Below are 24339 nucleotides of genomic sequence, written 5' to 3'. Positions count from 1 at the left end.
TGTCTCCTTGTGCATGCCGTTCAATTACCAGCCCGCTGGGGGCATTGCGGCCAACCTTAGCCTGCTGCTACGTTGCACACTGGTCGCCAGCCGTCACCGGCTGGCCTTTTCTGGACATCGGCCATGGTCGGGCCGACATGGGTTGATGTCGGAAACAGACAGGAATCGCCGCCACAGACGTGGCCCAATGCCGACATATCATCAGGCGACCCGCTAGGAGACGACGTGAACACCCCCATTCTGTGCAGTTATATCGGCGGCCGCAGCATCGACAATCCGGCGCTGCCGCTGGTAGACAATCTGGAGCCGGCCACCGGCAAGGTGCTGTGCCGCGTACAGCAGGCCGGCGATGCCGAAGTGGCACTGGCGGTGGAAACCGCCCAGCAAGGCTTTGCCATCTGGTCGGCAATGAGCGGCGCCGAGCGCGGCCGCATCCTCCATCGCGCCGCCCAGCTGCTGCGCGAACGCAACCGCCAGCTGGCGGAGCTGGAAGTGCGCGACAACGGCAAGCCGATCCAGGAAGCCGAAGTAGTTGACGTGCTGTCCGGCGCCGACTGTGTGGAATACTTCGGCGGTCTGGCCGCCAGCATCCACGGCCAGCAATTCGCCCTCAAGGGTGCCTTCGCCTACACCCGCCGCGAGCCGCTGGGCGTGTGCCTGGGCATCGGCGCCTGGAACTACCCGATCCAGATCGCCTGCTGGAAGTCCGCCCCGGCACTGGCCTGCGGCAATGCCATGATCTACAAACCGGCTTCGCTCACCCCGATGAGCGCCATCGAGCTGGCCAAGATCTACACCGAGGCCGGCGTGCCGGACGGCGTATTCAACGTCATCCTCGGCAGCTCCGCGCCGGCTCGACAGCTGATCGCCCACCCGGGCGTGGCCAAGGTATCGGTGACCGGCTCGGTGGAAACCGGCAAGGCCATCATGGCCGATGCCGCCAAGACGCTGAAACGCGTCACCATGGAACTGGGCGGCAAGTCGCCGCTGATCATTTTCGACGACGCCGACCTGGACCAGGCGGTTTCTGCCGCCATGCTGGCCAACTTCTACACCCAGGGCGAAATCTGCACCAACGGCACCCGCGTGTTTGTACACGAGTCGATCCATGATGCCTTCCTGGAAAAACTGGTCAGCCGCACCCGCAAGCTGAAGATTGGCGACCCGATGCTGCCGGACACCCAGGTGGGCGCACAGATTTCCGGCGACCACGCGGCCAACGTACTGCGTTACATCGAGCTGGGCGTCGCCGAAGGCGCCAGCCTGCTGGCCGGCGGCCAGCGGGTGGAAGTACCAGGCTGCGAGGGTGGCCACTTCATCGCCCCCACCATCTTTGCCGGCTGCCACGACGACATGACCATCGTGCGCGAGGAAATCTTTGGCCCGGTGATGTCGGTACTGAAATTCAAGGACGAGGCCGAAGTGCTGGCCCGCGCCAACAACACTCGTCTGGGCCTCGCCGCCGGGGTGTTCACCCGCGACCTGGCCCGCGGCCACCGCATGGTGGACAAGCTGCAGGCCGGCGTGTGCTGGATCAACAACTACAACATCACGCCGATCGAAATGCCGTTTGGCGGGCTGAAGGAATCCGGCATCGGCCACGAGAACAGCCTGGCGACGCTGGACTACTACACCCAGCTCAAGAGCGTGTATGTGGAGCTGAGCGGCGTCGCCTGCCCGTACGAGTAACACGTAGCAGACAAAACCCCTGATCCTGCGTTGCGCCGCCTTGCCGTACGATTTGTACTGTCTGCGTCGGCGCGCCTTGGCTCAGGTACGCTGCGCGGTTTTGTCGGCCACGTCCTTATGCCCACCCTGAACGCGGCCCTGCCGCAAGAGAACGGTCATGAAACAGGAATTCAATTACATCATCGTTGGCGCCGGCTCCGCCGGTTGCGTACTGGCGGCGCGACTGACCGAAGACCCGGGCGTGAGCGTGCTGCTGCTGGAAGCCGGCGGCCCGGACTGGCGGCTGGACTGGCGCACGCAAATGCCGTCGGCACTGGCCTACCCGCTACAGGGCACCACCTACAACTGGGCCTACACCACCCAGCCCGAGCCGCACATGGGCAACCGCGTCATGACCCAGGGCCGCGGCAAGGGCCTCGGCGGCTCCTCACTGATCAACGGCATGGTCTACATCCGTGGCAATGCCATGGATTACGACAACTGGGCCAGCATGAAAGGCTTGGAAAACTGGAGCTACCGCGACTGTCTGCCGTATTTCCGCAAGGCCGAAACCTACGACAAGGGGGGCAATGACTACCACGGCGGTGACGGTCCGCTGCACGTTACTACCCCGAAAGCCAATATCTCGCCGCTGTTTGCCGCCTTCGTCGCCGCCGGCGAGCAGGCCGGCCACCCGCGCACCGACGACCTGAACGGTTATCGCCAGGAAGGCTTCGGCCCGATGGATCGCACCACCACCGCCGACGGCCGCCGCTGCAGCACCTCGCTGGCCTATCTGGACACCGCCCGCAAGCGGCCAACCCTGCAGGTGAAGACCCGCGCGCTGGCAGACCGCATCCTGTTCGACGGCAAGCGCGCCATCGGCGTCAGCTATCTGCAGGGCGGGCGCTGGCACGAAGCCTTTGCCAGCCGCGAAGTGATCGTCAGCAACGGCGCCATCGCCTCGCCGCAGTTGCTGCAGCGCTCCGGCGTCGGCAACGCCGACGAACTGCGCGCGATGGGCATCGCCAGCGTGACACACCTGCCGGGCGTGGGCGAAAACCTGCAGGACCATCTGGAGATGTACCTGCAATACGAATGCACCAAGCCGGTATCGCTCTACCCGGCGCTGCAGTGGTGGAACAAGCCGCCAATCGGCATCGAGTGGTATCTGCGCGGCACCGGCATCGGCGCCAGCAACCATTTCGAGGCTGGCGGCTTCATCCGCAGCGACGAGAGCTTCGCCTGGCCCAACCTGCAGTACCACTTCATTCCGCTGGCGATGAACTACGACGGCAGCAACCCGGTAAAAGCACACGGTTTCCAGTGCCATGTCGGCTCGATGCGCTCGCCCAGCACCGGCAGCGTCAAGCTGAAAAGCTGCGACCCGCGCGACCATCCGATCCTGCGCTTCAACTACATGGCGCACGACACCGACTGGCGCGAGTTCCGTGCCGGGGTGCGCATCACCCGTGAGATCATCGCGCAGCAGGCAATGGACCAGTTCCGCGGCAAGGAGATCAAGCCGGGCATGATGATCCAGAGCGATGCCGAGATCGACGCCTTCGTGCGCGAACACGCCGAAACCGCACTGCACCCGTCCTGCACCTGCAAGATGGGCGACGCCAGCGACCCGATGGCGGTGGTAGACAACGAAGGCCGCGTACACGGCCTGAGCGGGCTACGGGTGGTGGATGCCTCTATCATGCCGCAGGTCACCACCGGCAACCTCAACGCCCCCACCATCATGATGGCGGAGAAGATCGCCGACCGAATCCGTGGCCGCACGCCGCTGCCGCGCTCGCAGGCACCCTACTTTGTCGCCGGCCGCCAGCCGGTGAAATTGGCCGAGGCCGCCGCGCATGATCCGCAGGCTGCGCTGCTGTGGTACCCGCCCAAGGCCGAAACCGTTCGTTGATCCTGCTCTGCACTTGTCACGCGCACCGCGGTGCGCGTTTTTTATTGCCGCCAGCGCCGCTGCAGAAACAAAAATGGCTCGCCAAGGCGAGCCATTTTTTCATATCCGAATATTTCAGCTGATTACAGCCAGATCTTTCTTCGACAGCCAGTCGCTGCCGCCACGCGGCCAGTCCACCAGCACGCCGCGTGCATTGTCAAAGGCAACCACGGTGCCATCGAATTTCTTTGCATAGCCATGCGGGGCGTAATTCACGCGCAGGCCCGGTTCCAGTTGAATGTTCTTGTCACGCAGCAGTGCCAGCAGGCTAGAGATAATGTATTTCATTTCAATGTCCAATATGTTTTCAGTGATCAAACTACGCCGGAATTGTAGCGCCGTCTTGTGCGTTGCAACATCAAGATTGCGACATCAATGTTCGATACTGATCATATAAATGTATTTTTACGAACTGATTACAGTCGATAACGAAAAATCAGCTGCCAGGCACAGCTGCCGGCAACCGCACTACCTTACTGTCGCAAAAAAGCCGCATTACTCATAAAAATCAGCACATTAGAAATAGCTCGCCCATGCCGCCAGCCGCACCCGTGGCATTGCCATAGCCGACCGCTTTCATGCCATGACCGACGCAATTGCAGCCCTTTTTGCCGCTACGGCAATGGGCGTGCAGCCAGCGTCCGCCAGACGCCAAAAATCCGCCGGCAACATGCATTGACGCTCCGCGAGGCGCTCTCTAGATTGACTGACAGCCATGTCAGGCAGACAGGAGAGATCGCCCGGGTAACCACCCAGCGGCGGCGCCGAAGGGGAATCGCCCCGAAAACTCTCAGGCAAAAGAACTGTCCTGCCCAGGCTCTCTGGAGAGCAGGTGCGCGCCCGCGCATCTCGCCGAAGGCAGCACGGCGTACCGGCAACACGGTGCGCCCAATCTCTCAGGCAAACGGACAGAGGGGGCACGCACGGTCGCCAGCGACCACCCACCCCGTGTATCGGGCTGGCGGCCAACGTTGGCCGCCGCCCACCCGTTTGGAGAGCGCCATGTTTACCCGAGATATGCAGATTGCCGGTTTCGACGACGCCCTGTGGGCCGCCATGCAGGCCGAAGACCAGCGCCAGCAGGACCACATCGAGCTGATTGCCTCCGAGAACTACACCAGCCCGCGCGTGATGCAGGCACAGGGCAGCCAGCTGACCAACAAGTACGCCGAGGGCTACCCAGGCAAGCGCTACTACGGCGGCTGCGAGCATGTGGACGTGGTGGAGCAACTGGCCATCGACCGCGCCAAGCAGCTGTTCGGCGCCGACTACGCCAACGTGCAGCCGCACTCCGGCAGCCAGGCCAACGCCGCGGTGTACATGGCGCTGCTAGAGCCGCACGACACCGTGCTGGGCATGAGCCTGGCCCACGGCGGCCACCTCACCCACGGCGCCAAGGTCAACTTCTCCGGCAAGATCTACCACGCGGTGCAGTACGGTCTGAATCCGGAAACCGGCGAGATCGACTACGACGAAGTGCAGCGCATGGCCAATGAGTACCAGCCGAAGATGATCGTGGCCGGTTTCTCCGCCTACTCGCTGGTGGTGGACTGGAAGCGCATGCGCGAGATCGCCGACAGCATCGGCGCCTACCTGTTCGTGGACATGGCCCACGTGGCCGGCCTGGTGGCCGCCGGGCTGTACCCGAACCCGATTCCGCACGCGCATGTGGTGACCACCACCACCCACAAGACCCTGCGCGGCCCGCGTGGCGGCCTGATTCTGGCGGCGGCCAACCCGGAGCTGGAGAAGAAGCTGAATTCGGTGGTGTTCCCCGGCATTCAGGGCGGCCCGCTGATGCACGTGATCGCCGCCAAGGCGGTGGCATTCCAGGAGGCGCTGCAGCCGGAGTTCGTCGACTACCAGAAACAGGTGTTGGCCAACGCCCGCGCCATGGTGCATGTGTTCCAGAGCCGCGGTTACAGCATCGTGTCCGGCAAGACCGACGACCATCTGTTCCTGCTGAGCCTGATCGACAAAGGCCTCACCGGCAAGGCGGCCGATGCCGCGCTGGGCGCCGCCCACATCACCGTCAACAAGAACGCGGTGCCGAACGATCCGCAAAGCCCGTTCGTGACCAGCGGCATCCGCATCGGCACCCCGGCGATCACCAGCCGCGGCTTCAAGGAAACCGAAGCCCGCCAGGTAGCGCACTGGGTGTGCGACATCCTCGACGACATCGAGAATGCGGAAGTCAGCGCACGGGTAAAACGCCAGGTGGCAGAGCTGTGCGCCGCCTTCCCGGTATACCGTTAACCCTGCTTGCGTTGCGGCCAACGTTGGCCGCAACGCTACCGTCATCCGGGCGGGGCTTGCCCCGCCGTTACATGCCGCTGATCGACAGCGGCATGCCAACCTGACAAGAGAAGCATCATGGCTATCAGCGTTTTTGACCTGTTCAAGATCGGCATCGGCCCGTCCAGCTCCCATACCGTCGGCCCGATGCGCGCCGCACGCCAGTTTGTCGCCCGCCTGGAAAAGGACGGCCAGTTGCCGGCGGTCGCCAGTGTGCGCTGCGAGCTATTCGGCTCGCTGGGCGCCACCGGCAAGGGCCATGGCTCCGATATCGCCGTACTGCTGGGCCTGCAGGGCGAGTTGCCGGACGAGGTGGACACCGACGCGGTGCCGGTGATGGTGGCCGCCATCCGCAGCAGCAAGCGCCTGCGTTTGCTGGGCAGCCACGAGGTGGCGTTTGCTGAAGGCGAGCATCTGGTGCTGCACAAGCGCAAATCGCTGCCCTACCACCCTAACGGCATGACCTTCGAAGCCCGCGACGATCGCGGCGACGTCATCGTCAAGCGGGCGTACTACTCGGTGGGCGGCGGCTTCGTGGTGGACGAGGCGGCGGTGGATGCCGGCTTCGCGCCACCGGGCGCCACCGAGCTGCGCCATCCGTTTACCTCCGGTGCCGAGCTACTCGCCTTGTGTCAAAGAGAAAACAAGAGCATCAGCCAGATCATGCTGGAGAACGAACTGGCCTGGCGCAGCGAGGAGGAAGTACGCGCCGGCCTGCTGGCCATCTGGCAAGTGATGCAGCGCTGCGTGCAACGCGGCTGCAGTCACGAAGGCATATTGCCCGGCGGCATGCAGGTACGCCGTCGCGCGGCCAACCTGTACCGCAAACTGCTGGCGGCGCCGGAAGCCAGCCTGCGCGACCCGCTGACGGTGATGGACTGGGTCAACCTGTATGCACTGGCGGTCAACGAGGAAAACGCCGGCGGCGGCCGCGTGGTCACCGCGCCGACCAACGGGGCAGCCGGCATCATTCCGGCGGTGCTGCACTACTACGCGCGTTTTGTGCCGGGTGCCAACGAGGATGGCGTGGTGCGCTTCCTGCTCACCGCCGGCGCCATCGGCATCCTGTTCAAGCTCAACGCGTCGATTTCCGGCGCCGAGGTCGGCTGCCAGGGCGAAGTCGGCGCGGCCTGTTCGATGGCGGCCGGCGGCCTGGCCGAGGTGATGGGCGCCACACCGGAGCAGGTGGAAAATGCCGCCGAGATCGGCATGGAGCATAACCTGGGGCTGACCTGCGACCCAGTCGGCGGACTGGTGCAGGTGCCGTGCATCGAACGCAACGCGATGGCGGCAGTCAAGGCCATCAACGCGGTACGCATGGCGTTGCGTGGCGACGGCCAGCATTTCATCTCGCTGGACCGCGTGATCAAGACCATGCGCGACACCGGCCGCGACATGAGCAGCAAGTACAAGGAAACCGCACGCGGCGGCCTGGCCGTCACTATCGTCGAAGTGCCGGTCAATATCGTGGAATGCTGATGTTTGCGGTGCGGCCAACGTTGGCCGCATGCCCTTAGACACAACGCCCGCATCGCGAGCGTTTTTTCATGCGCTCCCACCGGGCACGGCACGGCGGTAACGGCCGCTTGCGACGGCAGCAGCCCCCGCCACGGTGCTCCGTCAGGTGTACATTCGGCCAGCCAATCACAAATAAGGGATTGATTCGCCAGGGCATCATCTAGAATGCATTAAACATGCAGTAGGAATGAAGCGATGCTCGATGACTCCCTGATTGGCCGCCCTGTCATCCTGATCGTGGATGATCAGGCCAGCAATATCCGCATCCTGCGGGAGGCCATTCAGGGCCTTGGGGATGTGTTCTTTGCCATTGATGGCGAATCTGCCATCCGCCTGGCCCATAACTGCCAGCCCGATGTGGTGCTGCTGGACATCGAAATGCCCGGCATGGACGGCTACGCCGTTTGCCAGGCACTGAAGTCCGACCCGCAGCTGGCCCAGGCCGCCGTCATTTTTGTCACCGCCCACAGCAGCGCGCAGGACGAACTGCGCGCCCTCGACTATGGCGGCGTGGATTTTCTGCCCAAGCCGCTTAATGTGCCGGTGGCACGCGCCCGCATCCGCACCCATCTGGCCCTGCGGATGGAAACCCGCAAGCTGGAACTGGTGCAACGGGACTTGCAGGATGTGCTGCACCATTTGCCGGCGTTTGTCGGTTACTGGCAGACCAATCTGCACTGCGTGTTCAGCAATGAACAGTCGGCAAGCTGGTTCGGCATCGAAGCGGCCGACATGGTCGGCAAACTGCTGCCCGAGGTACTCGGTGCCAGCACTTATCCGCAGATCGCCCCCCTGCTGGAGCAGGTACTGGCCGGAAAGCATGCCACCCAGGACATCGTCCTCACCAGCGAGCACCTACCCACCAGAGATGGCCAGCTCACCTTGGTGGCACGCGTCATCGATAACACCTGCGTCGGCTTCCTGATGCTGCTGGTGGACATCACCGAGCGCAAACGCTACGAAGGCGCGCTGTTCGAAGAAAAAGAGCGCATCCGCGTCATGCTCAATTCGATTGGTGACGCGGTTATCGCCACCGACCGGCAGGGCGTGGTGGTTTACATGAATCCGATTGCCGAAAGCCTGACCGGCTGGCAAGCCTCCCACGCCATTGGCAAGGCCATCGAACAGGTGATGCCGCTGCGCGACGGCAGCAATGATTTCGATCTGCAAAACCCCATCCGCCTGGCCTTGCAGGAGAACCGCGTCGTCGGCATGGCGCTGAACTGCAAGCTGCAAAGCCGCGACGGCAATCTGTTCGATGTCGAGGACTCGGCATCGCCGATCCGGAACCGCGAAGGACAAATCACCGGCGCCATTGTGGTGTTCCACGACGTGTCCGAAGCCCGGGCGATGGCCATCAAGATGACCCATCTGGCTTACCACGATGCGCTGACCAACCTGCCCAACCGCATGCTGCTGCAGGACCGCATCCTGCAGGCCATACAGCAGGCCATGCGCAACCAGCGCCGGGTCGCCATGGTCGTGCTCGATCTGGACAACTTCAAAAGCATCAACGATGCCGTCGGGCATGCGGTCGGCGATACCTTGCTGCAGCAGATTGCACACCGCCTGCAGGCGGCCTGTCGCACCGTGGATACCATCAGCCGTCAGGGTGGTGATGAATTCATCCTGCTGCTACCGGAAATCGGCGCGCTGGATCAGGTAAGCGACATCGCGACTCGCATGCTGGAGCTGGTGGCGGAGCCGGTGATCATAGACAGCGAACGCTACGACCTGACCGCCTGCCTGGGCGTCAGCCTGTTTCCGGATGACAGCGATGACGCGGAAACCCTGTACCGGCATGCGGATTCCGCCATGTACAAGGCCAAGCAGGCCGGACGCAGCCAGTTCCGGTTTTTCTCGGCCGACATCGAGCACAGCATGCGTTCCCGCCACCTGCTGGAACAGCACATGCGCGCCGCACTGGAAAACCATATCTTCGAGATCCACTACCAGGCCAAGGTCGATGCCCTCCAGCAACGCATCGTCGGTGCCGAAGCGCTGATCCGTTTACGCAAGGAAGATGGCGGCATGATCTCCCCGGCTGAGTTCATCCCGCTGGCGGAAGAAACCGGGCTGATCATCCCGATTGGCAAGTTCGTGCTGAAGCAGGCCTGTCTGGACGCCATGCGCTGGCATGCGCTGGGCTACCCCATCATTATCAGTGTCAATATTTCGGCGGTGCAGTTTCGCGACCCGCAATTCCTGACCATGGTGCTGAACACCTTGAGCAGCACCGGCATTCGTCATGATTTGCTGGAGCTGGAAATCACCGAAGGCGTGCTGGCGCATGACATCAACCATACACAGCAAATCCTGCAGGCCCTGCGCGATCTGGGCATCCGGATTTCAATCGATGACTTCGGCACCGGCTACTCCAGCCTGACCTACCTGAAGCGGCTGCCGCTGGACGTGCTGAAGATCGACCAGAGCTTTGTGCATGACATGCTGCAGGACAAGAGCGATGCGGCCATCGTGGAAGCCATCATCAAGCTGGGCTCCTCCCTTGGCCTGAAACTGGTGGCCGAGGGGGTGGAGACGCTCGAGCAGGTACAAGCCCTGTTGGCCGCCGGTTGCCAGACCATGCAGGGCTACCTGTACTCCCGCCCGGTCCCTTCCGCAGAGCTGGAACAACTCCTGCAACAAGGTATTTCCGTACCCAACAGCTGAATCCGACGAGGAGTGATGCATGCTCAAGCGCCCGCATATGACTCAGGCCCGCCGGCACGGGGCCATGATGCTGCTTGTTGGCTGCCTGCTAAGCGCCATGCTGGGCTGGCAGATCCAGCAGGACAATAAAAAACAGCAGGCAAACGCACTGCAGCAGGCGCTGGACGCGATGTCCAGCCAGGTATACGAACGCTTCAAGCAATATCAGTTCGGTTTGCGTGGCATGCGCGGCACCGTTGTCACCGCCGGCGATGCGCTGAGCTTCGACAAAGTGGCCCGCTACATGCAGACACGCGATCTGGCCACCGAATTTCCCGGCGCGCGGGGCTTCGGCTATATCCAGCGGGTTGCACCGAACAGCGAGAATGAATTCCTGCAACAGGTGCGCGCCGACCAGCAACCCGACTTCCGCATCCGGGAGCTGAAACCCAACCCGGGCGAGCGTTTTGTCATCCGCTACATCCAGCCGATCCGCGCCAACTCGCCGGCAATCGGGCTGGATATTGCCACCGAAGAGAATCGCCGCAATGCTGCGCTGGCAGCGATGTCATCCGGTAGCGCCCACCTGACCGCCCCCATCACCCTGGTACAGGCCACCGGCAAACCACTGCAGTCCTTTCTGTTTCTGTTACCGGTCTACCGCAATGGCATCACCCCCGCGACCGTTGCCGGGCGCAACGCGCAGACCATAGGCTGGAGTTATGCCCCCTTGCTGATGGAAGACGTGCTGAGCGGCCTGCGACAGAAACCGGAATACCTGCAACTGCAGCTGAGCGACATCACCGACCCGCGCCAGCCGATTCCCTTCTACCTGCCCCAGCACAGCACTGCCGGCATGCCATCCGCCCAGCTGACACGCCCGGTTTTCGGCCGCCAATGGCAGGTCACGCTGTTTGCCGGCCCAGCCTTCATCCGGCAGCTGAACCTGCCCTCGCCAGTCCAGACATTCGTGTTCGGTTGCCTTGCCAGCATCTTGCTGGCCGCTTTGCTGGCGGCGCTGAGTCTTAACCGTTTGCGCCGCAATGAACTCTACGGCCAGCAAGCCAAGCTGGCGGCCATCGTGGCCAGCTCGGCAGACGGCATCATCGGCTTCCACAACGATGGCACCATCATTTCCTGGAATAGCGGCGCAGAAGCCCTGTTTGGCTACCGGGCCGAAGAAGTCATGGGGCAACGCGTCGGCAAACTGCTGGTGCCAGACGAGCTGCAAGACGAGGAAGAGTCAATCCTGCAGAGCATTCGTGACGGCAAGCTGCTACCCAACCTGGAAACCCGCCGCCGGCACAAGGATGGCACGTTGCTGGACGTCTCGCTGACAGCCTCCCCCATCCTGAATGCCCAGGGCCAGGTGGTAGGCGGCTCGAAGACTGTGCGGGACATCAGCCGGCAAAAGCTGGCAGAGGCGCAGATTCACGAACTGAACAGCAATCTGGAGGCCCAGGTACAAAGCCGCACGCAAGAGCTGGCCCATGTCAACCAGATGCTGGAAAGCGTACTGCGCGCCGCCACCGAAATGGCAATTATTGCGACCGACCCGCAGGGCAACATAACCCTGTTCAATCGTGGTGCCGAGTTGATGCTGGGCTACCAGACGGCAGATGTGCTCTACCGGATCAGCCCGCTGCAGTTTCATGTCGCCAGCGAAATCGGCCAGCACAGCATCGGGCTGCAGCAGGCCAACTGGGGCGACATCACCGGCTTTCGCGCGCTGGTTCACCAGGCCGATCTGCTGGGCGCCGAAGTGCGCGAGTGGACCTACGTCCGCAAGGATGGCAGCCAGTTTCCGGCATCGGTCACCGTCACCCCGATCCTGGACGAGCAAGACAGCAACTGCGGCTATCTGTTCATAGCGCTGGACATCAGTCAGCGACTGCAAGCCCAGCACCAGCTAGCCAGCAGTCTGGCCACCACCCAGGCAATACTGGATACGGCGCCAAGTCCGGTATTTACCATCAACCATCTTGGCATCATCCAGTCATTCAACCATGCGGGAGAAGACATCTTCGGCTGGCCAAGTGCGCAGATCATCGGCAAGCCGCTGGATCAATTACTGCCTAACCTCACCTCTACGGAATACCGCCAGCTGCTACAGGTCTTACAGGACGGCAACTCACGCCATGGCGCCCTGCGCATGGAGGTACAAGCCCAGCGCCAGGATGGCAGCAGCTTCCCGGCGCAACTCAGCCTGGGCGAACATTTGTCTGCCGGAGAGCATATTGCAGTCGCCGTGCTGACCGATCTGTCGCTACTGCAACAGCAGCAGGCGGAGGTACTGGCCACGCGCGACCAACTGGCAATGGCGGCCAACGTTGCGGAGCTGGGGGTCTGGACCTGGGTGCTTGCCGACAACTCCCTGCACTGGAATGACCGCATGTACGAGATGTATGCCTGGCCTGCCAGCCTGCGCGACGGTGGCCTCGATTATCAGCACTGGTATAGCCGGGTACATCCGGACGATATCGAGGCTACCGAGAAAGCCCTGCTGGATGCCGTAGCGGGTCATGGCGTGTACAACCCGGTGTTCCGGGTCCTTCGCCCCGACGGCAGCATCATTTACATCCAGGCGGGTGCCCAGATTGAACGCGACAGCGAAGGCAAAGTGCTGCGTGTCACCGGCATCAACCGGGACATCACGGCCCAGCTGGAACTGGAAGGCCGGCTGCGCGACGCCAAAGAGCGGGCCGATGCCGCCAGTGCGGCCAAGTCGACTTTCCTGGCCAATATGAGCCACGAAATCCGCACCCCGATGAATGCCGTACTGGGGATGCTGCAACTGGTGCAGCAGACCCAGCTGTCCGATCGCCAGCGTGACTACGTCACCAAGGCGCAGGGTGCCGGCACCGCCCTGCTCGGCCTGCTGAATGACATTCTCGACTACTCCAAGATCGAAGCCGGCAAACTGCAACTGGACGTTCATGCCTTCGAGCTTGAAAGCCTGCTGCATGATCTGGCCACCGTACTGAGCGGCAACCAGGGCGACAAGAACGTCGAAGTCATGTTTGATATCGACCCCGACCTGCCCCGACAACTGATGGGCGATCGGCTGCGGCTGCTGCAGATATTGATCAACCTGACCGGCAACGCCCTCAAATTCACCAACCAGGGGCTGGTGCAGTTGAAGGTCGCCACCCTGGAACGGACCGAGGATCAACTACAGCTGCACTTCGCCATCAAGGACACCGGTATCGGCATCAGCCAGGAACAGCAAAGCCGTATCTTCGATGGCTTTACCCAGGCCGAGACCTCGACCACCCGCCGCTATGGCGGAACCGGCCTTGGCCTGGTGATCAGCCAGCGTCTGGTGCAACTGATGGGCGGCCAACTGCAGCTGGAAAGCGAGCCAGGTCACGGCAGCTGTTTCTGGTTTGACCTCTGGCTGCCAATTGCCGACAGCACCCCGCTGGTCGAGCATGCCAACGCGGCGGCCACGCCATTGCGCGTCCTGGTTGTGGAAGACAACCCGCTGGTCGCCGAGCTGGTGATGCAGACTGTTTCGCCACTTGGCTGGCAGGCCGAGCTGGTGAAAGGCGGCCTGGCCGCCATCGGTGCCGTCCTCCAGGCCCAGCAATCCGGCTGCGATTACGACGTGATCCTGATGGACTGGAAAATGCCGGACATGGATGGCCTGACTGCCGCGCGGTTAATCCGCGACAAACTCCAGCAGAGCGGGCGTATTCCGCTGGTCATCATGCTGACCGCACACGACAAGGAAATGCTTGCGGCCAACCTCCAGGAGGGGGATACCCCATACATCGACCTGCTGACCAAACCGGTCACCCCCGTGCAGCTGATGCATTCGGTCTATCGCGCCCTGCACGGCCAACCCGAACAGCAGCCTGTCCGGCAGGCCATCAGTACCCAGCCGCTGCAAGGCATGCATCTGTTGATAGTGGAAGATAACGCGCTGAACCGGCAGATCGCGGCAGAATTGCTGAGCCACGAAGGCGCGCGCATCACCGCTGCTGAGGGCGGCCTGTCCGGCGTGCAGCAAGTCGTTAACGGCGGCGGGCCTTTCGATGCCGTGCTGATGGATGTGCAGATGCCCGACATTGACGGGCTGGAAGCAACCCGCCGGATTCGCAGCGATGGCCGCTTTTCCAGCCTGCCTATCATCGCCATGACGGCCAATGCCTCCCAAAGCGACCGGGACGCCTGCCTTGCTGCCGGCATGAACGACCACATCGGCAAGCCTGTCGACCTGGCACAACTGTTAAAAGCATTGCTGGCACATACCGGACGACCGGCGAGTACCGTCTCTGCGACAGAAGATGCCGCTCACGAAGAACAGCTCCCCGAAATAGAACCGCTGGAAAACATTCAGCGCCGCTTTGGCGGAGAGCTGACTATCTACCGGTCGGCACTGGCCCAATTCGTGCCGGAACAGCAACAACTGCTTGCCGACCTCAACGATGCCATCCGTGTGGCGGATAGCCAAAAGGCGCGCCGGCTTTGTCACAGCATCAAAGGCAGCGCCGCAACGCTCGGCGCACTGGGTCTTGCCCGTATGGCGGCCACGCTGGAAAAGCAGTACCTCGCCGGCAAATCACCGGCAGCGGACACCATCGACATGCTGACCGCCATGCTGCACGCGGCGCATCTGCAGCTGCAGCAGGCGCTGCCCGGCAACCCGTCCGACAACCGCATAACGCCCGTGGCATGGGACCCGGATAGCGTGCAGCAACAGTTGCAAACGATGCTGGACTTGCTGGCAAGCCGGAACCTGCAAGCACTGGACCTGCTGGACGCCATGCCGCAGTCGGCGCCCGCCAGCTATGCCAGCCAGTTCAACGCCATGCGGCAACAAGTGCAGGCGCTGGATTTCCCGGCGGCCAACCACAGCGCACAGCAACTGCTGCAGGCCTTGCAGGCAACACAAGTAGTGGCCGGGTAAACAATAGACCGCCGCGTTTTCGCTGCGCCAAAAAACAAGGCCGCCATCGTCGATGGCGGCCTTGTTAACAGCAGGCGTCAGGCCTAGTTGGCCAGATGATGTTGCACAGCGGCCATGGCGTCCTTGCCATCAAAAGTAGTCACCCCGGCCAGCCAGCTCTTCAGCATGAACGGGTTCTTCTTCAGATAATTTTTGGCCGCCACTTCCGGCTTTTCCTTGTCCATGATCGGGCCCATCACGCGGTTCTCGATGTCGGTGGTGAACTGCAGGTTGGTCAGCAGTTTGGCCACGTTGGGACAGCGGGTCTGGTAGTCGGTTGCCAGTGCGGTGAACACCTTGGCCTCGCCGTAGTTCGGGCCGAACACGTCATCACCGCCGGACAAGTAGGCCATCTTGTACTTCACGTTCATCGGATGCGGTTCCCAGCCGAGGAACACGATCCATTTCTTCTGGCGGATGGCACGCTCGACTTCGGACAGCATGCCGGCTTCGCTGGACTCGATCAGCTTGAAGCCGGACAGGCCGAACTGGTTTTTCTTGATCATGTCCTGGATCAGATTGTTGCCGTCGTTGCCCGGCTCGATACCGATGATCTTGCCATCCAGCTTGTCCTTGAACTTGGCGATATCGGCAAACGTTTTCAGGCCGCCAGCCGCCACGTAGTCAGGCACGGCCAGCGTGTACTTGGCGCCCACCAGATTGGGGCGATCCAGCACCTTGAGCTGCCCGGCCTTCTCAAACGGCTCGATCATCGGCGTCATGCTGGGGTTCCAGTAGCCGAGGAAAGCATCGATCTGCTTGTTCTTCATGCCGGCGAAAGTGATCGGCACCGATGCAATGGTGGTGACCGGTTTGTAGCCCAGTCCTTCCAGTACCACGCTGGCCATGCCGGTAGTGGCAGCGATGTCGGTCCAGCCGACATCGGCAAAGCGCACTTTCTGGCATTGGGCGGATTCGGCCGCCAGTGTCATGCTGCTGACCGCACCGATTAACAGCGCCCCCGCAATCTTGTAAGCATTCATTGTATGGCTCCTGATTCTGCTATTTGTTGGATGGCGCATGGCGCCGGGCTACCACCGCCGGACTGGCGGCAAGTACCAGATTGCCATGCTGACTGCGGCCAACTTGCCTGCGCGCGACAGGCAGTTGCCCGCAGCCGTCCTATCGGAATCACATGATTGCCGCTTCCAGCGCCAGTTGCTGACGCTCGCGGCTTGGCGGGTAGCCAAACAGGCTGCGGTACGACTTGGAAAAGTGCGACGACGACAAAAACCCTGTCGCAACAGTCACTTCCATCACGCTCATATTGGTCTGCAGCAGCAATTCGCGGGCGCGGCGCAAGCGCAGATCCAGGTAATACTGCGCCGGCGTGCTGCCCAGATAGCGCTTGAACAGCCGCTCCAGGTGGCGCAACGACACCCCCAACTCGGCCGCCAGATCATCCAGCGGACGCGGGTTCTCGATATTCATTTCCATCGCCAATGCCGCGTCGATTAGCGATTCGTGACCGGTACCAACCCGCGACAGCAGCGGAATGTGCTGGTGGTCATGCTGGTCGCGGATACGGTCGACAATGAACTGGGCCGACACGTCTGCGGCCAACCCTTTGCCTCCCTTGTGGCGGATCAGGTTGCACATCAGGTCCAGCGGCGCGGTGCCGCCACTACAGGTCAGCCGGTCGCGATCGATCACGAACAGCTCGCTGGAGAACTGGGTCTTGGGAAACTCCTCGCGGATCGCCGACAGGTTCTCCCAGTGGATGCTGCTGCGGTAGCCGTTCATCACCCCGGCCTTGGCCAGGGCAAACGGGCCGGTACAGACCCCGCCCAGCGGTACGCCGGCGGCGGCAAAGCGGCGGATGATGGCCAGATCGGCATCGCTGGTGGCCTCGCGCACCTGGATGCCGCCACAGACGATCAGCAGATCGTAATCGGCCGGCTCGCCCGGCGCGGAGGTCGGCGCCAGTTCAAGGCCGTTGCTGGCGGCAACCGGTTGGCCGCTGGCGGAAATCAGCGACCAGCGGTACAGCCGCTTGCGCGACAGGTGGTTGGCCATGCGTAGCGGCTCTACCGCATTGGCAAAGGCGATCATGGAAAAATTGGGCAACATCAGGAAACCGATGTGAGCCAGTGAACCAAGCTGTTCTGGACTCATGGTGACCTCCGGTAGGGGCGTGTGTGGATGGGTTGCACCTCGTAGCGGGTGCTATGTGCAGCAAAAACCGGTATGTCCAACGCAAATACCGGGCCAGCGATGGCCGGCCCGGTACAATTTTCAATTTAACTAGTGCCCGCCTCCCGGCTGCGACACCGGGCCACGGCCGAAGCTTTCGGTCAGGCGGTCGAGAATGATGGCCAGCAACACCACGGCCAGGCCGCTTTCGAAGCCAAGGCCGACGTCCAGCCGCTGGATACTGGCCAGCACGTCGTTACCCAGGCCGCCCGCCCCCACCATCGAGGCGATGATCACCATCGACAGCGCCATCATGATGGTCTGGTTCACCCCGGCCATGATTGCCGGCAGCGCAATCGGCAGCTGCACCTTGAACAGCAGCTGGGTAGGGGTACAGCCAAAGGCATGGCCGGCTTCGACCTGCTCCTTGTTCACCTGGCGGATACCGAGGCTGGTCAGGCGCACTGCCGGCGGCACGGCAAACACCACCGTCGCCAGGATGCCGGGTACGCGACCGAGGCCGAAGAACATGGCTGCCGGAATCAGGTAGACGAAGGCCGGCATGGTCTGCATGAAATCCAGCACCGGACGCACCAGGGTGTTGACGCGGCGGCTGCGCGCACACCAGATCCCCACCGGTACCCCCAGCAGCAGGCTGATGATGGTGGCCGATAGCGTCAGCGCCAGCGTGGCAATGGTCTGCGCCCAGAAGCCGATGCCCAGGATCAGCAGGAATGCGGCCAACACGAACAGCGAGAAACGCCAGGTCAGCCGCCACAGGCCCAGCGCGCAGAAGAAGCCGATCACCAGCCATACCGGCAGCGACAGCAGCGCGACTTCCACGTTTTCGGCCAGCAGGTCCACCGATTTACCGATGGCATCAAAAGCGCCGGCATTATTGTCCAGCAGGAAGCGGATGAAGTTGTTGACCCATTCGCCGATGGGCAGGAAGTCGTGCGGGTTGGCGATGAATTTTTGCCAGAGTTCGTTCATGGCGGGTACTCCTGTACGGACAGGCCAGCGGCGCCGTCCTCGTCAATCGGGAAACGGCTCGCGGCTAGTGGGCGGCGGCCTGCAAGCGGTGTTCGGACAGTTTGGACAGCACGCTGGAAGCAGTAATCACCCCCAGGTAGCGGCCGTCGTGGTCGATCACCGGCAGCGGCTCGCGCTGGCCCTGCAGGCGTTTGAGCACGTCCGGCAGTGCCGAGGCCGGGGTAATCGGCGACACCGGCACACAGCGCTCGGCCGGGTTACAGCCTTCCGCACCCAGTGTGTCGCGCCCCACCAGCCCCAGCAGCTTGTGATCGCCGGAAACACAGGCCACCCAGTGATGTTGCGGGTCGTGCTGTCCGGCCAGATTGCCGTTCACCATCAGACCCACACCATGCGGATCAAGCAGGTCTTTGGCCAGCAGATAGCGCGAGGTATCCACGCTCTTGAAGAACTCGCGCACGTAGTCTTCGGCCGGGTTCTCGATGATTTCCTGCGGTGTGCCCACCTGCACCAGGCGACCACCCTCCATGATGGCGATGCGGGTACCGATGCGCAGTGCTTCTTCCAGATCGTGGGAGACGAAGAAAATGGTACGGCGGTGATCGCGCTGCAGCTGCAGCAGGATGTCCTGCATTTCGCTGCGCTTGAGCGGGTCCAGCGCCGAGAACGCCTCGTCCATCAGCATCAGCGACGGGTTGACGGCCAGCGCGCGCACCAGGCCGACCCGCTGCTGCATGCCGCCGGACAGCTCGTGCGGCATTTTCTTGGCAAAGGTCGCCAGACCGACCTGTTCCAGCACTTCCATCGCCCGCTTCTCGCGTTCCTTGCGGCCAACCCCGGCGATTTCCAGACCGAAGGCGGCGTTATCCAGCACCGAGCGGTGCGGCATCAGCGCAAAGCTCTGGAACACCATGCTCATGTCACGACGGCGCAACGACACCAGCTCTGCGGGGGATAGTCTGGTGATGTCCTGGCCATCCAGCAGGATGCGGCCGTCGGTGGGGTCCATCAGCCGGTTGATCAGGCGGATGAGCGACGATTTGCCGGAGCCGGACAGGCCCATCAGGACGAAGATCTCGCCCTCGTCTACCGAGAACGACACATTGTTCACGCCAACCACTTGCCCGGTGTTGCGGAACACCGTTTCCTTGGTTTCTCCAAGCTTGAGCAGACGCATTGCGTCCTGCGGCTTGTCTCCGAAAACCTTGTACAGGTTTTCTACTACGATCTTGCCTGACTGCATTGCTTTCTCCTTTGCCCTGGCGAGGCTGCAGCACCGCAGCAAGCGCTGTGCCTGCCATGCACCGCGCGAACAACCGGCGTAACCACACCCAAGCTGTTGTAGTAATTGATGTGTATCAAGGAAAAAGATAGGGACGATACGCTAGAGGGGGCAACGATCAAGCGACACCAACCTGCCCGAAAACGACATCGCTACTATCAGTACCATATAAGGGCAAAAAATCAAGGAAATGCCCGCCAGACGGGCATTCCAGGCCCTGTTTCCGTGCATGCTGCAGTGGCGAAAAACACAGCGATTGGTCGCCAGCAGACAGGTGTCGGACAATATGCAGCCCCACCAGGCCGGCTACGGCCACACCCGCAAAGACAAAAAAGGGCCGTCCGGCAATTGCACAGACGGCCCGCAGCGGGAGGGATCAGCTTGCTCTCAACGGTCGAGTACCACCGGGGTTAGCGGCACGCTGCAACACGGCAGAATCCAGCCCTGGTCGATTTCGCGCTGGCGGATGCCGCCGCCGTGTTTCATGTCCACCTTGCCGTCCAGCAGCTTGGTTTTGCAGGTACCGCACAGCCCCTTGGAGCAGGATGACGGCACCCGCAGCCCCTGCTGCTGCGCGGCAGCCAGAATGGTCTGCCCGGGCTTGGTCTGCACCACGTCGCCCAGCTTGGCAAAACGCACCTCGTAACCGCACTCGCCTTCTGCCGCGGCGACTGGTGCATCGGCCACCTCTTCTGCCGAGGCATTCAGCTCGGCAAAGTTGAAACTTTCCTCGTGGTAATGCTGCATGTCGAAACCGGCAGCCTGCAGCAGCTCGCGCGTGCCGGTCATATAAGGCGCCGGGCCGCAACAGAACACCTCGCGCTGGCGGAAGTCCGGCACCAGCCGCTCCAGCGCGGCGATATCCAGCCGCCCTTCCAGCCCGCTCCATTCCGGTTCCGGATGGCGGCTTTGCACGATGGCCGCCTGGCGGAAGCCGCTGCGCGCCCGCGCCAGCTGTACCAGTTCGTGACGGAAGATCAGATCCGCCGGTGAGCGCGCGCTATGCACGAAGGCCACGTCTATGTTGCCGCCCAGATCGCCCATCGCGCGGCTCATCGACATCAGCGGCGTGATGCCGCTGCCGGCCGACAGGAACAGGTATTTTGCTGCCGGGGCGTGGGCAAAGCTGAATTCGCCGGATGGCCCCAGCACGCTGACGTTCATGCCCGGCTGCAGATTGTCGTGCAGCCAGTTGGAGACTTGCCCGCCCGGCACCCGCTTGACGGTGATGCTGACGGTGTCCGGCCGCGTCGGCGACGAAGACAGCGTGTAGCAGCGGTTGACGCTCTGGCCGCCGATCGCCAGCTCCAGGGTCAGAAACTGTCCCGGCAGGTAGGCAAAGCGGCGTGCAGGCACGGCACGGAAGGTAAAGGTACGCACATCGTGCGTTTCGTCATGCACCGACACGCACTGCAGGGTGTCATCGACACCGCTTTGCCAGTACGGTGCCGGCTCGGTAAAGGCGAAGGAGGGAGTGGCAGTAGTCATGATGGCACCCTGTTATTACTGGCCCGATAAGGTTGGCCGCATGCGGCCAACCCCTTCGCGGTAGTGTGTGAATACGGCCCGCCTTGGCAGGCAGCCTGCCTCGATGGCAAGCGGCCGGCGGGGCTTGTGGTGACGTGGCCGGATTACTCCAGGCCGACGCCGAGGCGACGGATGTACCAGTCGGAAAACTTCTCTACCAGCGTCTCGGTGTACGGCGAGTACGGGCCGGGCTGATAGGCCTTGCTCTTGGCACCCTGATGCGATTCTTCCACCAGGCGGCGGTCCTGGTCGTTGGTGGCATTCCACACCGCGGTCAGGTTCTTCACGTCGTAATCCACGCCTTCCACCGCATCCTTGTGCACCAGCCATTTGGTGCGCACCAGCGTGGTATCGGCAGTCAGCGGAATCACGCTGAAGGTCACGATGTGGTCGGCCATGAAGTGATGCCACGAGTTCGGCTGGGTCCAGAACGACAGGCCGCCGATGGAGGCATCCTTGAAGTCGGCCAGCAGCTTCTTGCACGCGGCGTTGGTGTCCAGCGTCTGCGATTCGCCGGCGCGGTCCAGCGGCATGCGCATGGTGCGGAAGCCGGTCACGTCGGACAAACGTTCCACCTCGGTGGACGGCAGGCCACAGGACTCCCAGTGCTGGTGACGGTCTGCCACCATTTCCTCGTACTGGCGCATGCCTTCGGCGGTGTCTTCCTTCGGCGCGAAGCCGTAGCTGTAGGCAAACAGCGATACCGTCAGCTCCGGGTGGTTGCCGGTACAGTGGTAGCACTCGCGGTTGTTTTCCAGCGTCAGCTTCCAGTTGCCCTGCTCGATGACGTCGACCTGCACCGCTACCTTGGTGTTCTCGATCTGGTGCGGGGCGATGTACTTGCTCATCACCTCGGACATGGCGTCGAAATCTGCCGGCGGCTCGTCGGCCAGACAGATGAACAGCAGCCCGGCCATATTGCGCAGGTGAACCGGCTTGAGGCTGTGGTGCGACAGGTCGAAACCTTCCTGCATGTGGTCGGCAAAAATCAGCTTGCCGGTCAGGTCATAGGTCCACTGGTGGTACGGGCACACCAGATTGCCGACGGTACCCTTGTCCTCGGCGCACAAGCGCGAACCGCGATGGCGGCAGACGTTGTGGAAGGCGCGGATTTCGTTGTCGTCGTCGCGGACGATCAGGATGGGCTGCTGACCCAGCTGCACGGTCATGTAATCGCCGGCTTCCGGCACATCCACCGACACGCCGACATAAATCCAGTGCTTGCCGAAGATGTGCTCCATGTCGGCATCGAACACCGCCGGCGAGGTATAGAACGGTGCTTCCAGGCTGTAGCCCGGCACACGGCGGGCCACCAGTTCGCGCAGATTGACGGCCGGATGAAACGCGATCGTGCTGCTAGTCATGATGAACTTCTCCAAAAACAACGCGGTTTCGTGGGTGCGCTGTTGCCGGGTGGGACGGAAAACAGCAGGTCGTTGTCAGAAATCGACGAGATGATGGTCGCGCAGGTAGGTAAGCAGAACTTGCGCTTTTTCGACAGGATCGCCCTGTTTTACGACCACACCGCCAGCCTTGGCACCATCGGTGGCAATGGCACCCAGCATGCGCTCGTGGCCACTGGCACGACTGGCGGCCACCAGCGGACGCGCACGGCGGCTGGCCGGCTCCAGATGCACCACGCCCGGCTGCAAGGACACCGGCGACAGATGACGGATCTGCCCCTGCAGCAGTCGCGCATGGGCATACGGCAGCGGCGCGCTGGCGCGCTCGTGCACGCTGACCACCGCCGGCAACGCTGCGGCCAACTGCCGGCGCTGGCCTTTGGGCAGGTATTGCTCCACTTCCACTTGTCCATTGCCGACCTGCAACTGCAGCGCGTCCGGCAGCAGCGGCGCCTCCAGCTCCTCGGCCAGCAGGTAGGGCAGCATGGCGCTACCCTGCCCGCCGCCGGCGCGGCGGCCGCACAGCACCAGGTCGACATCCTGCAGCTGCCGCGCCAGCACCCGCGATATTTCGGCGCCGGCCAGCGTCGGCAGCACATTGATACAGCTGACGCCCTGCGCCAGATACGGCCCCAGCGCGGCATCATCGGCATCGCCGGCATACAACACCAGCAGGTGCTGCGGCGACGGTACCAGTTTCAGCGCCAGCGCCAGCGCGGCGCTGTCGGCCGCGGCGGCACAGGGGCGGCCGCTGACCGGGTGGGTAGCCGGTGCCAGCAGCACCGCCACTTTCAGGTTCTGTATGCTCATCACGCAGTCTCCAGCACAGGGTTGGCCGCAGGAGCCGCGGTTGCCGACCGCTCGGCGGCCAGCAGCTGGTTCAGGGCGGCGATCAGCGCCTGGCAATCTTCCACCAGCGTCAGATCGGCGCGTTTGACGATAGGCGCGGCGGCATCCAGGTTGACGGCAATCACGTGCCGGCACTCCTTGATGCCCTGCAGGTGCTGCACCGCGCCGGAGATGCCGAACGCCAGATAGGCACTGGCTTGCACCGTCTTGCCGGTAGCCCCCACCTGCTGCTCGCGGGCAAAGCGGCCATCGTCCACCGCCACGCGCGAGGCGCCTACCGCGGCGCCCATATGCTCGGCCAGACGGCGCAGGCCGCCGGTGTCCTGCACGCCGTTGCCGGCGGACACGATCAGATCGGCCTCTTCCAGTGCCAGCTGCGATGCCGGGCAGCTACTGGTACCCAGGTCACGGATACGCTCGGCGACATTCGGCAACGCCAGCACGCCGCCATCGTTGCCCTGCCCGCGATACGGCAGACGGGCATCCGCTGCCTTGCGTGCCAGCAGCAATACCGGCGGCTGCGGCTGCACCGCGAACTGGCCGGCCGGCGCCAGGCTGCGCACTTCGCGGCCTGGCACCACTTCGATCACGTCGCAGGCCACCGCCAGCCCCTGGCGGCTGGCAAAGCGCCGCCCCAGGTCGGCATCGGCGCCGCGATCCGGCAGACACAGCCGCGACGGCGACTCGCGCTGCCACAGCTCTGCCAGCACCGCCAGCTTGCGCTGCGGGGCAAAGCCGGGGTCGTCGCACAGCAGCACGCGGTCGGCACCGGCCTCGCCGGCAGCGACCACGCTGTCGGCATTGCCGCCGAACAGCAGCGCCAGCACTTCGGTGTCCGCGCCGGCCAGAATGGCGGCTGCGGCCAAGGTCTCGCGCGCCGCTTCATCGAGCGCACCGCGATCGGTATGGATCACCACCAGGCTGCGCTGCTTGAACGGGCCATGGCTGCGCAACGGCTTGGCCTGGCTGTGGCCGTGGGCCTGCTGCACTTGCTCGCGGCTACCCACCTCCTCGCCCAGCACGATTCGTTTCAGTCCCGACGGCCCGATCACATACGGGCGCCGCGGGTCGATACGCGGAATGGCTCTATCGTTGAACATGATTTTCTCCGCTG

At 63.0% G+C, this 24339-nt stretch carries 15 protein-coding genes and 2 riboswitches; of the genes, 6 read left to right on the top strand and 9 right to left on the bottom strand.

Annotated features, from left to right (window positions below; genetic code table 11):
• Positions 1 to 225 precede the first annotated feature (225 nt).
• Entirely contained in the window at positions 226 to 1689 is a 1464-nt protein-coding gene (betB, locus tag HU218_RS06145) for a betaine-aldehyde dehydrogenase (RefSeq protein ID WP_174874060.1), read from the top strand.
• Between the two features lie 157 nt (positions 1690 to 1846).
• Complete coding sequence (gene betA / locus HU218_RS06140; RefSeq protein ID WP_174874059.1) at positions 1847 to 3586, top strand: choline dehydrogenase; 1740 nt, start codon at positions 1847 to 1849, stop codon at positions 3584 to 3586.
• A 114-nt stretch (positions 3587 to 3700) separates the two neighbouring features.
• On the opposite strand, the gene HU218_RS06135 is transcribed toward betA, so the two are convergent.
• Positions 3701 to 3913 carry a hypothetical protein gene (locus HU218_RS06135; RefSeq protein WP_174874058.1) on the bottom strand — a complete coding sequence of 71 codons (213 nt, stop codon included), beginning with the start codon at positions 3911 to 3913 and terminating at the stop codon, positions 3701 to 3703.
• Positions 3914 to 4342: 429 nt separating this feature from the next.
• Positions 4343 to 4441: riboswitch (glycine riboswitch) on the top strand.
• Between the two features lies 1 nt (position 4442).
• A riboswitch (glycine riboswitch) is annotated at positions 4443 to 4541 on the top strand.
• An 86-nt stretch (positions 4542 to 4627) separates the two neighbouring features.
• Here HU218_RS06135 and glyA point away from each other — a divergent pair.
• The 4 genes from glyA to HU218_RS06115 all read left to right on the top strand — a co-directional run bounded on the left by glyA (position 4628) and on the right by HU218_RS06115 (position 14999).
• On the top strand, positions 4628 to 5881 hold the full coding sequence (gene glyA / locus HU218_RS06130; RefSeq protein WP_174874057.1) for a serine hydroxymethyltransferase: 1254 nt from the start codon (positions 4628 to 4630) through the stop codon (positions 5879 to 5881).
• A gap of 117 nt (positions 5882 to 5998) precedes the next feature.
• Positions 5999 to 7399, top strand: a complete 1401-nt coding sequence (locus HU218_RS06125; RefSeq protein WP_174874056.1) for an L-serine ammonia-lyase — start codon at positions 5999 to 6001, stop codon at positions 7397 to 7399.
• 234 nt (positions 7400 to 7633) lie between these two features.
• Entirely contained in the window at positions 7634 to 10108 is a 2475-nt protein-coding gene (locus HU218_RS06120; RefSeq protein ID WP_174874055.1) for a two-component system response regulator, read from the top strand.
• Positions 10109 to 10172: 64 nt separating this feature from the next.
• Positions 10173 to 14999, top strand: a complete 4827-nt coding sequence (locus tag HU218_RS06115; protein ID WP_174874054.1) for a PAS domain S-box protein — start codon at positions 10173 to 10175, stop codon at positions 14997 to 14999.
• Positions 15000 to 15082: 83 nt separating this feature from the next.
• On the opposite strand, the gene HU218_RS06110 is transcribed toward HU218_RS06115, so the two are convergent.
• The 8 genes from HU218_RS06110 to HU218_RS06075 form a co-directional block, all read right to left on the bottom strand.
• Positions 15083 to 16021, bottom strand: coding sequence for a choline ABC transporter substrate-binding protein (locus HU218_RS06110; RefSeq protein WP_174874053.1), 939 nt, complete (start codon positions 16019 to 16021; stop codon positions 15083 to 15085).
• A 148-nt stretch (positions 16022 to 16169) separates the two neighbouring features.
• Complete coding sequence (locus HU218_RS06105) at positions 16170 to 17153, bottom strand: GlxA family transcriptional regulator (RefSeq protein WP_174874052.1); 984 nt, start codon at positions 17151 to 17153, stop codon at positions 16170 to 16172.
• A 129-nt stretch (positions 17154 to 17282) separates the two neighbouring features.
• Entirely contained in the window at positions 17283 to 18164 is an 882-nt protein-coding gene (locus tag HU218_RS06100; protein ID WP_174874051.1) for an ABC transporter permease, read from the bottom strand.
• Positions 18165 to 18228: 64 nt separating this feature from the next.
• A complete protein-coding gene (locus HU218_RS06095; protein ID WP_174874050.1) occupies positions 18229 to 19407 on the bottom strand; it encodes a quaternary amine ABC transporter ATP-binding protein in 1179 nt (392 codons plus the stop codon).
• A gap of 426 nt (positions 19408 to 19833) precedes the next feature.
• Complete coding sequence (locus HU218_RS06090) at positions 19834 to 20934, bottom strand: FAD-binding oxidoreductase (protein ID WP_174874049.1); 1101 nt, start codon at positions 20932 to 20934, stop codon at positions 19834 to 19836.
• A gap of 143 nt (positions 20935 to 21077) precedes the next feature.
• Positions 21078 to 22337 (bottom strand): aromatic ring-hydroxylating oxygenase subunit alpha, encoded by a 1260-nt coding sequence (locus HU218_RS06085; RefSeq protein WP_174874048.1) that lies wholly within the window; start codon positions 22335 to 22337, stop codon positions 21078 to 21080.
• A gap of 75 nt (positions 22338 to 22412) precedes the next feature.
• On the bottom strand, positions 22413 to 23186 hold the full coding sequence (locus HU218_RS06080) for an electron transfer flavoprotein subunit beta (protein WP_174874047.1): 774 nt from the start codon (positions 23184 to 23186) through the stop codon (positions 22413 to 22415).
• Entirely contained in the window at positions 23186 to 24325 is a 1140-nt protein-coding gene (locus HU218_RS06075; RefSeq protein WP_174874046.1) for an electron transfer flavoprotein subunit alpha/FixB family protein, read from the bottom strand. Before HU218_RS06075 ends, HU218_RS06080 begins: the two co-directional genes overlap by 1 nt.
• Positions 24326 to 24339: the final 14 nt, after the last annotated feature.

This window comes from Vogesella oryzae, from assembly GCF_902829295.1.
GTDB lineage: Bacteria > Pseudomonadota > Gammaproteobacteria > Burkholderiales > Chromobacteriaceae > Vogesella > Vogesella oryzae.
Note: the sequence above shows the minus strand (reverse complement) of the source record. Positions and strands in the feature narration are given on the sequence as shown.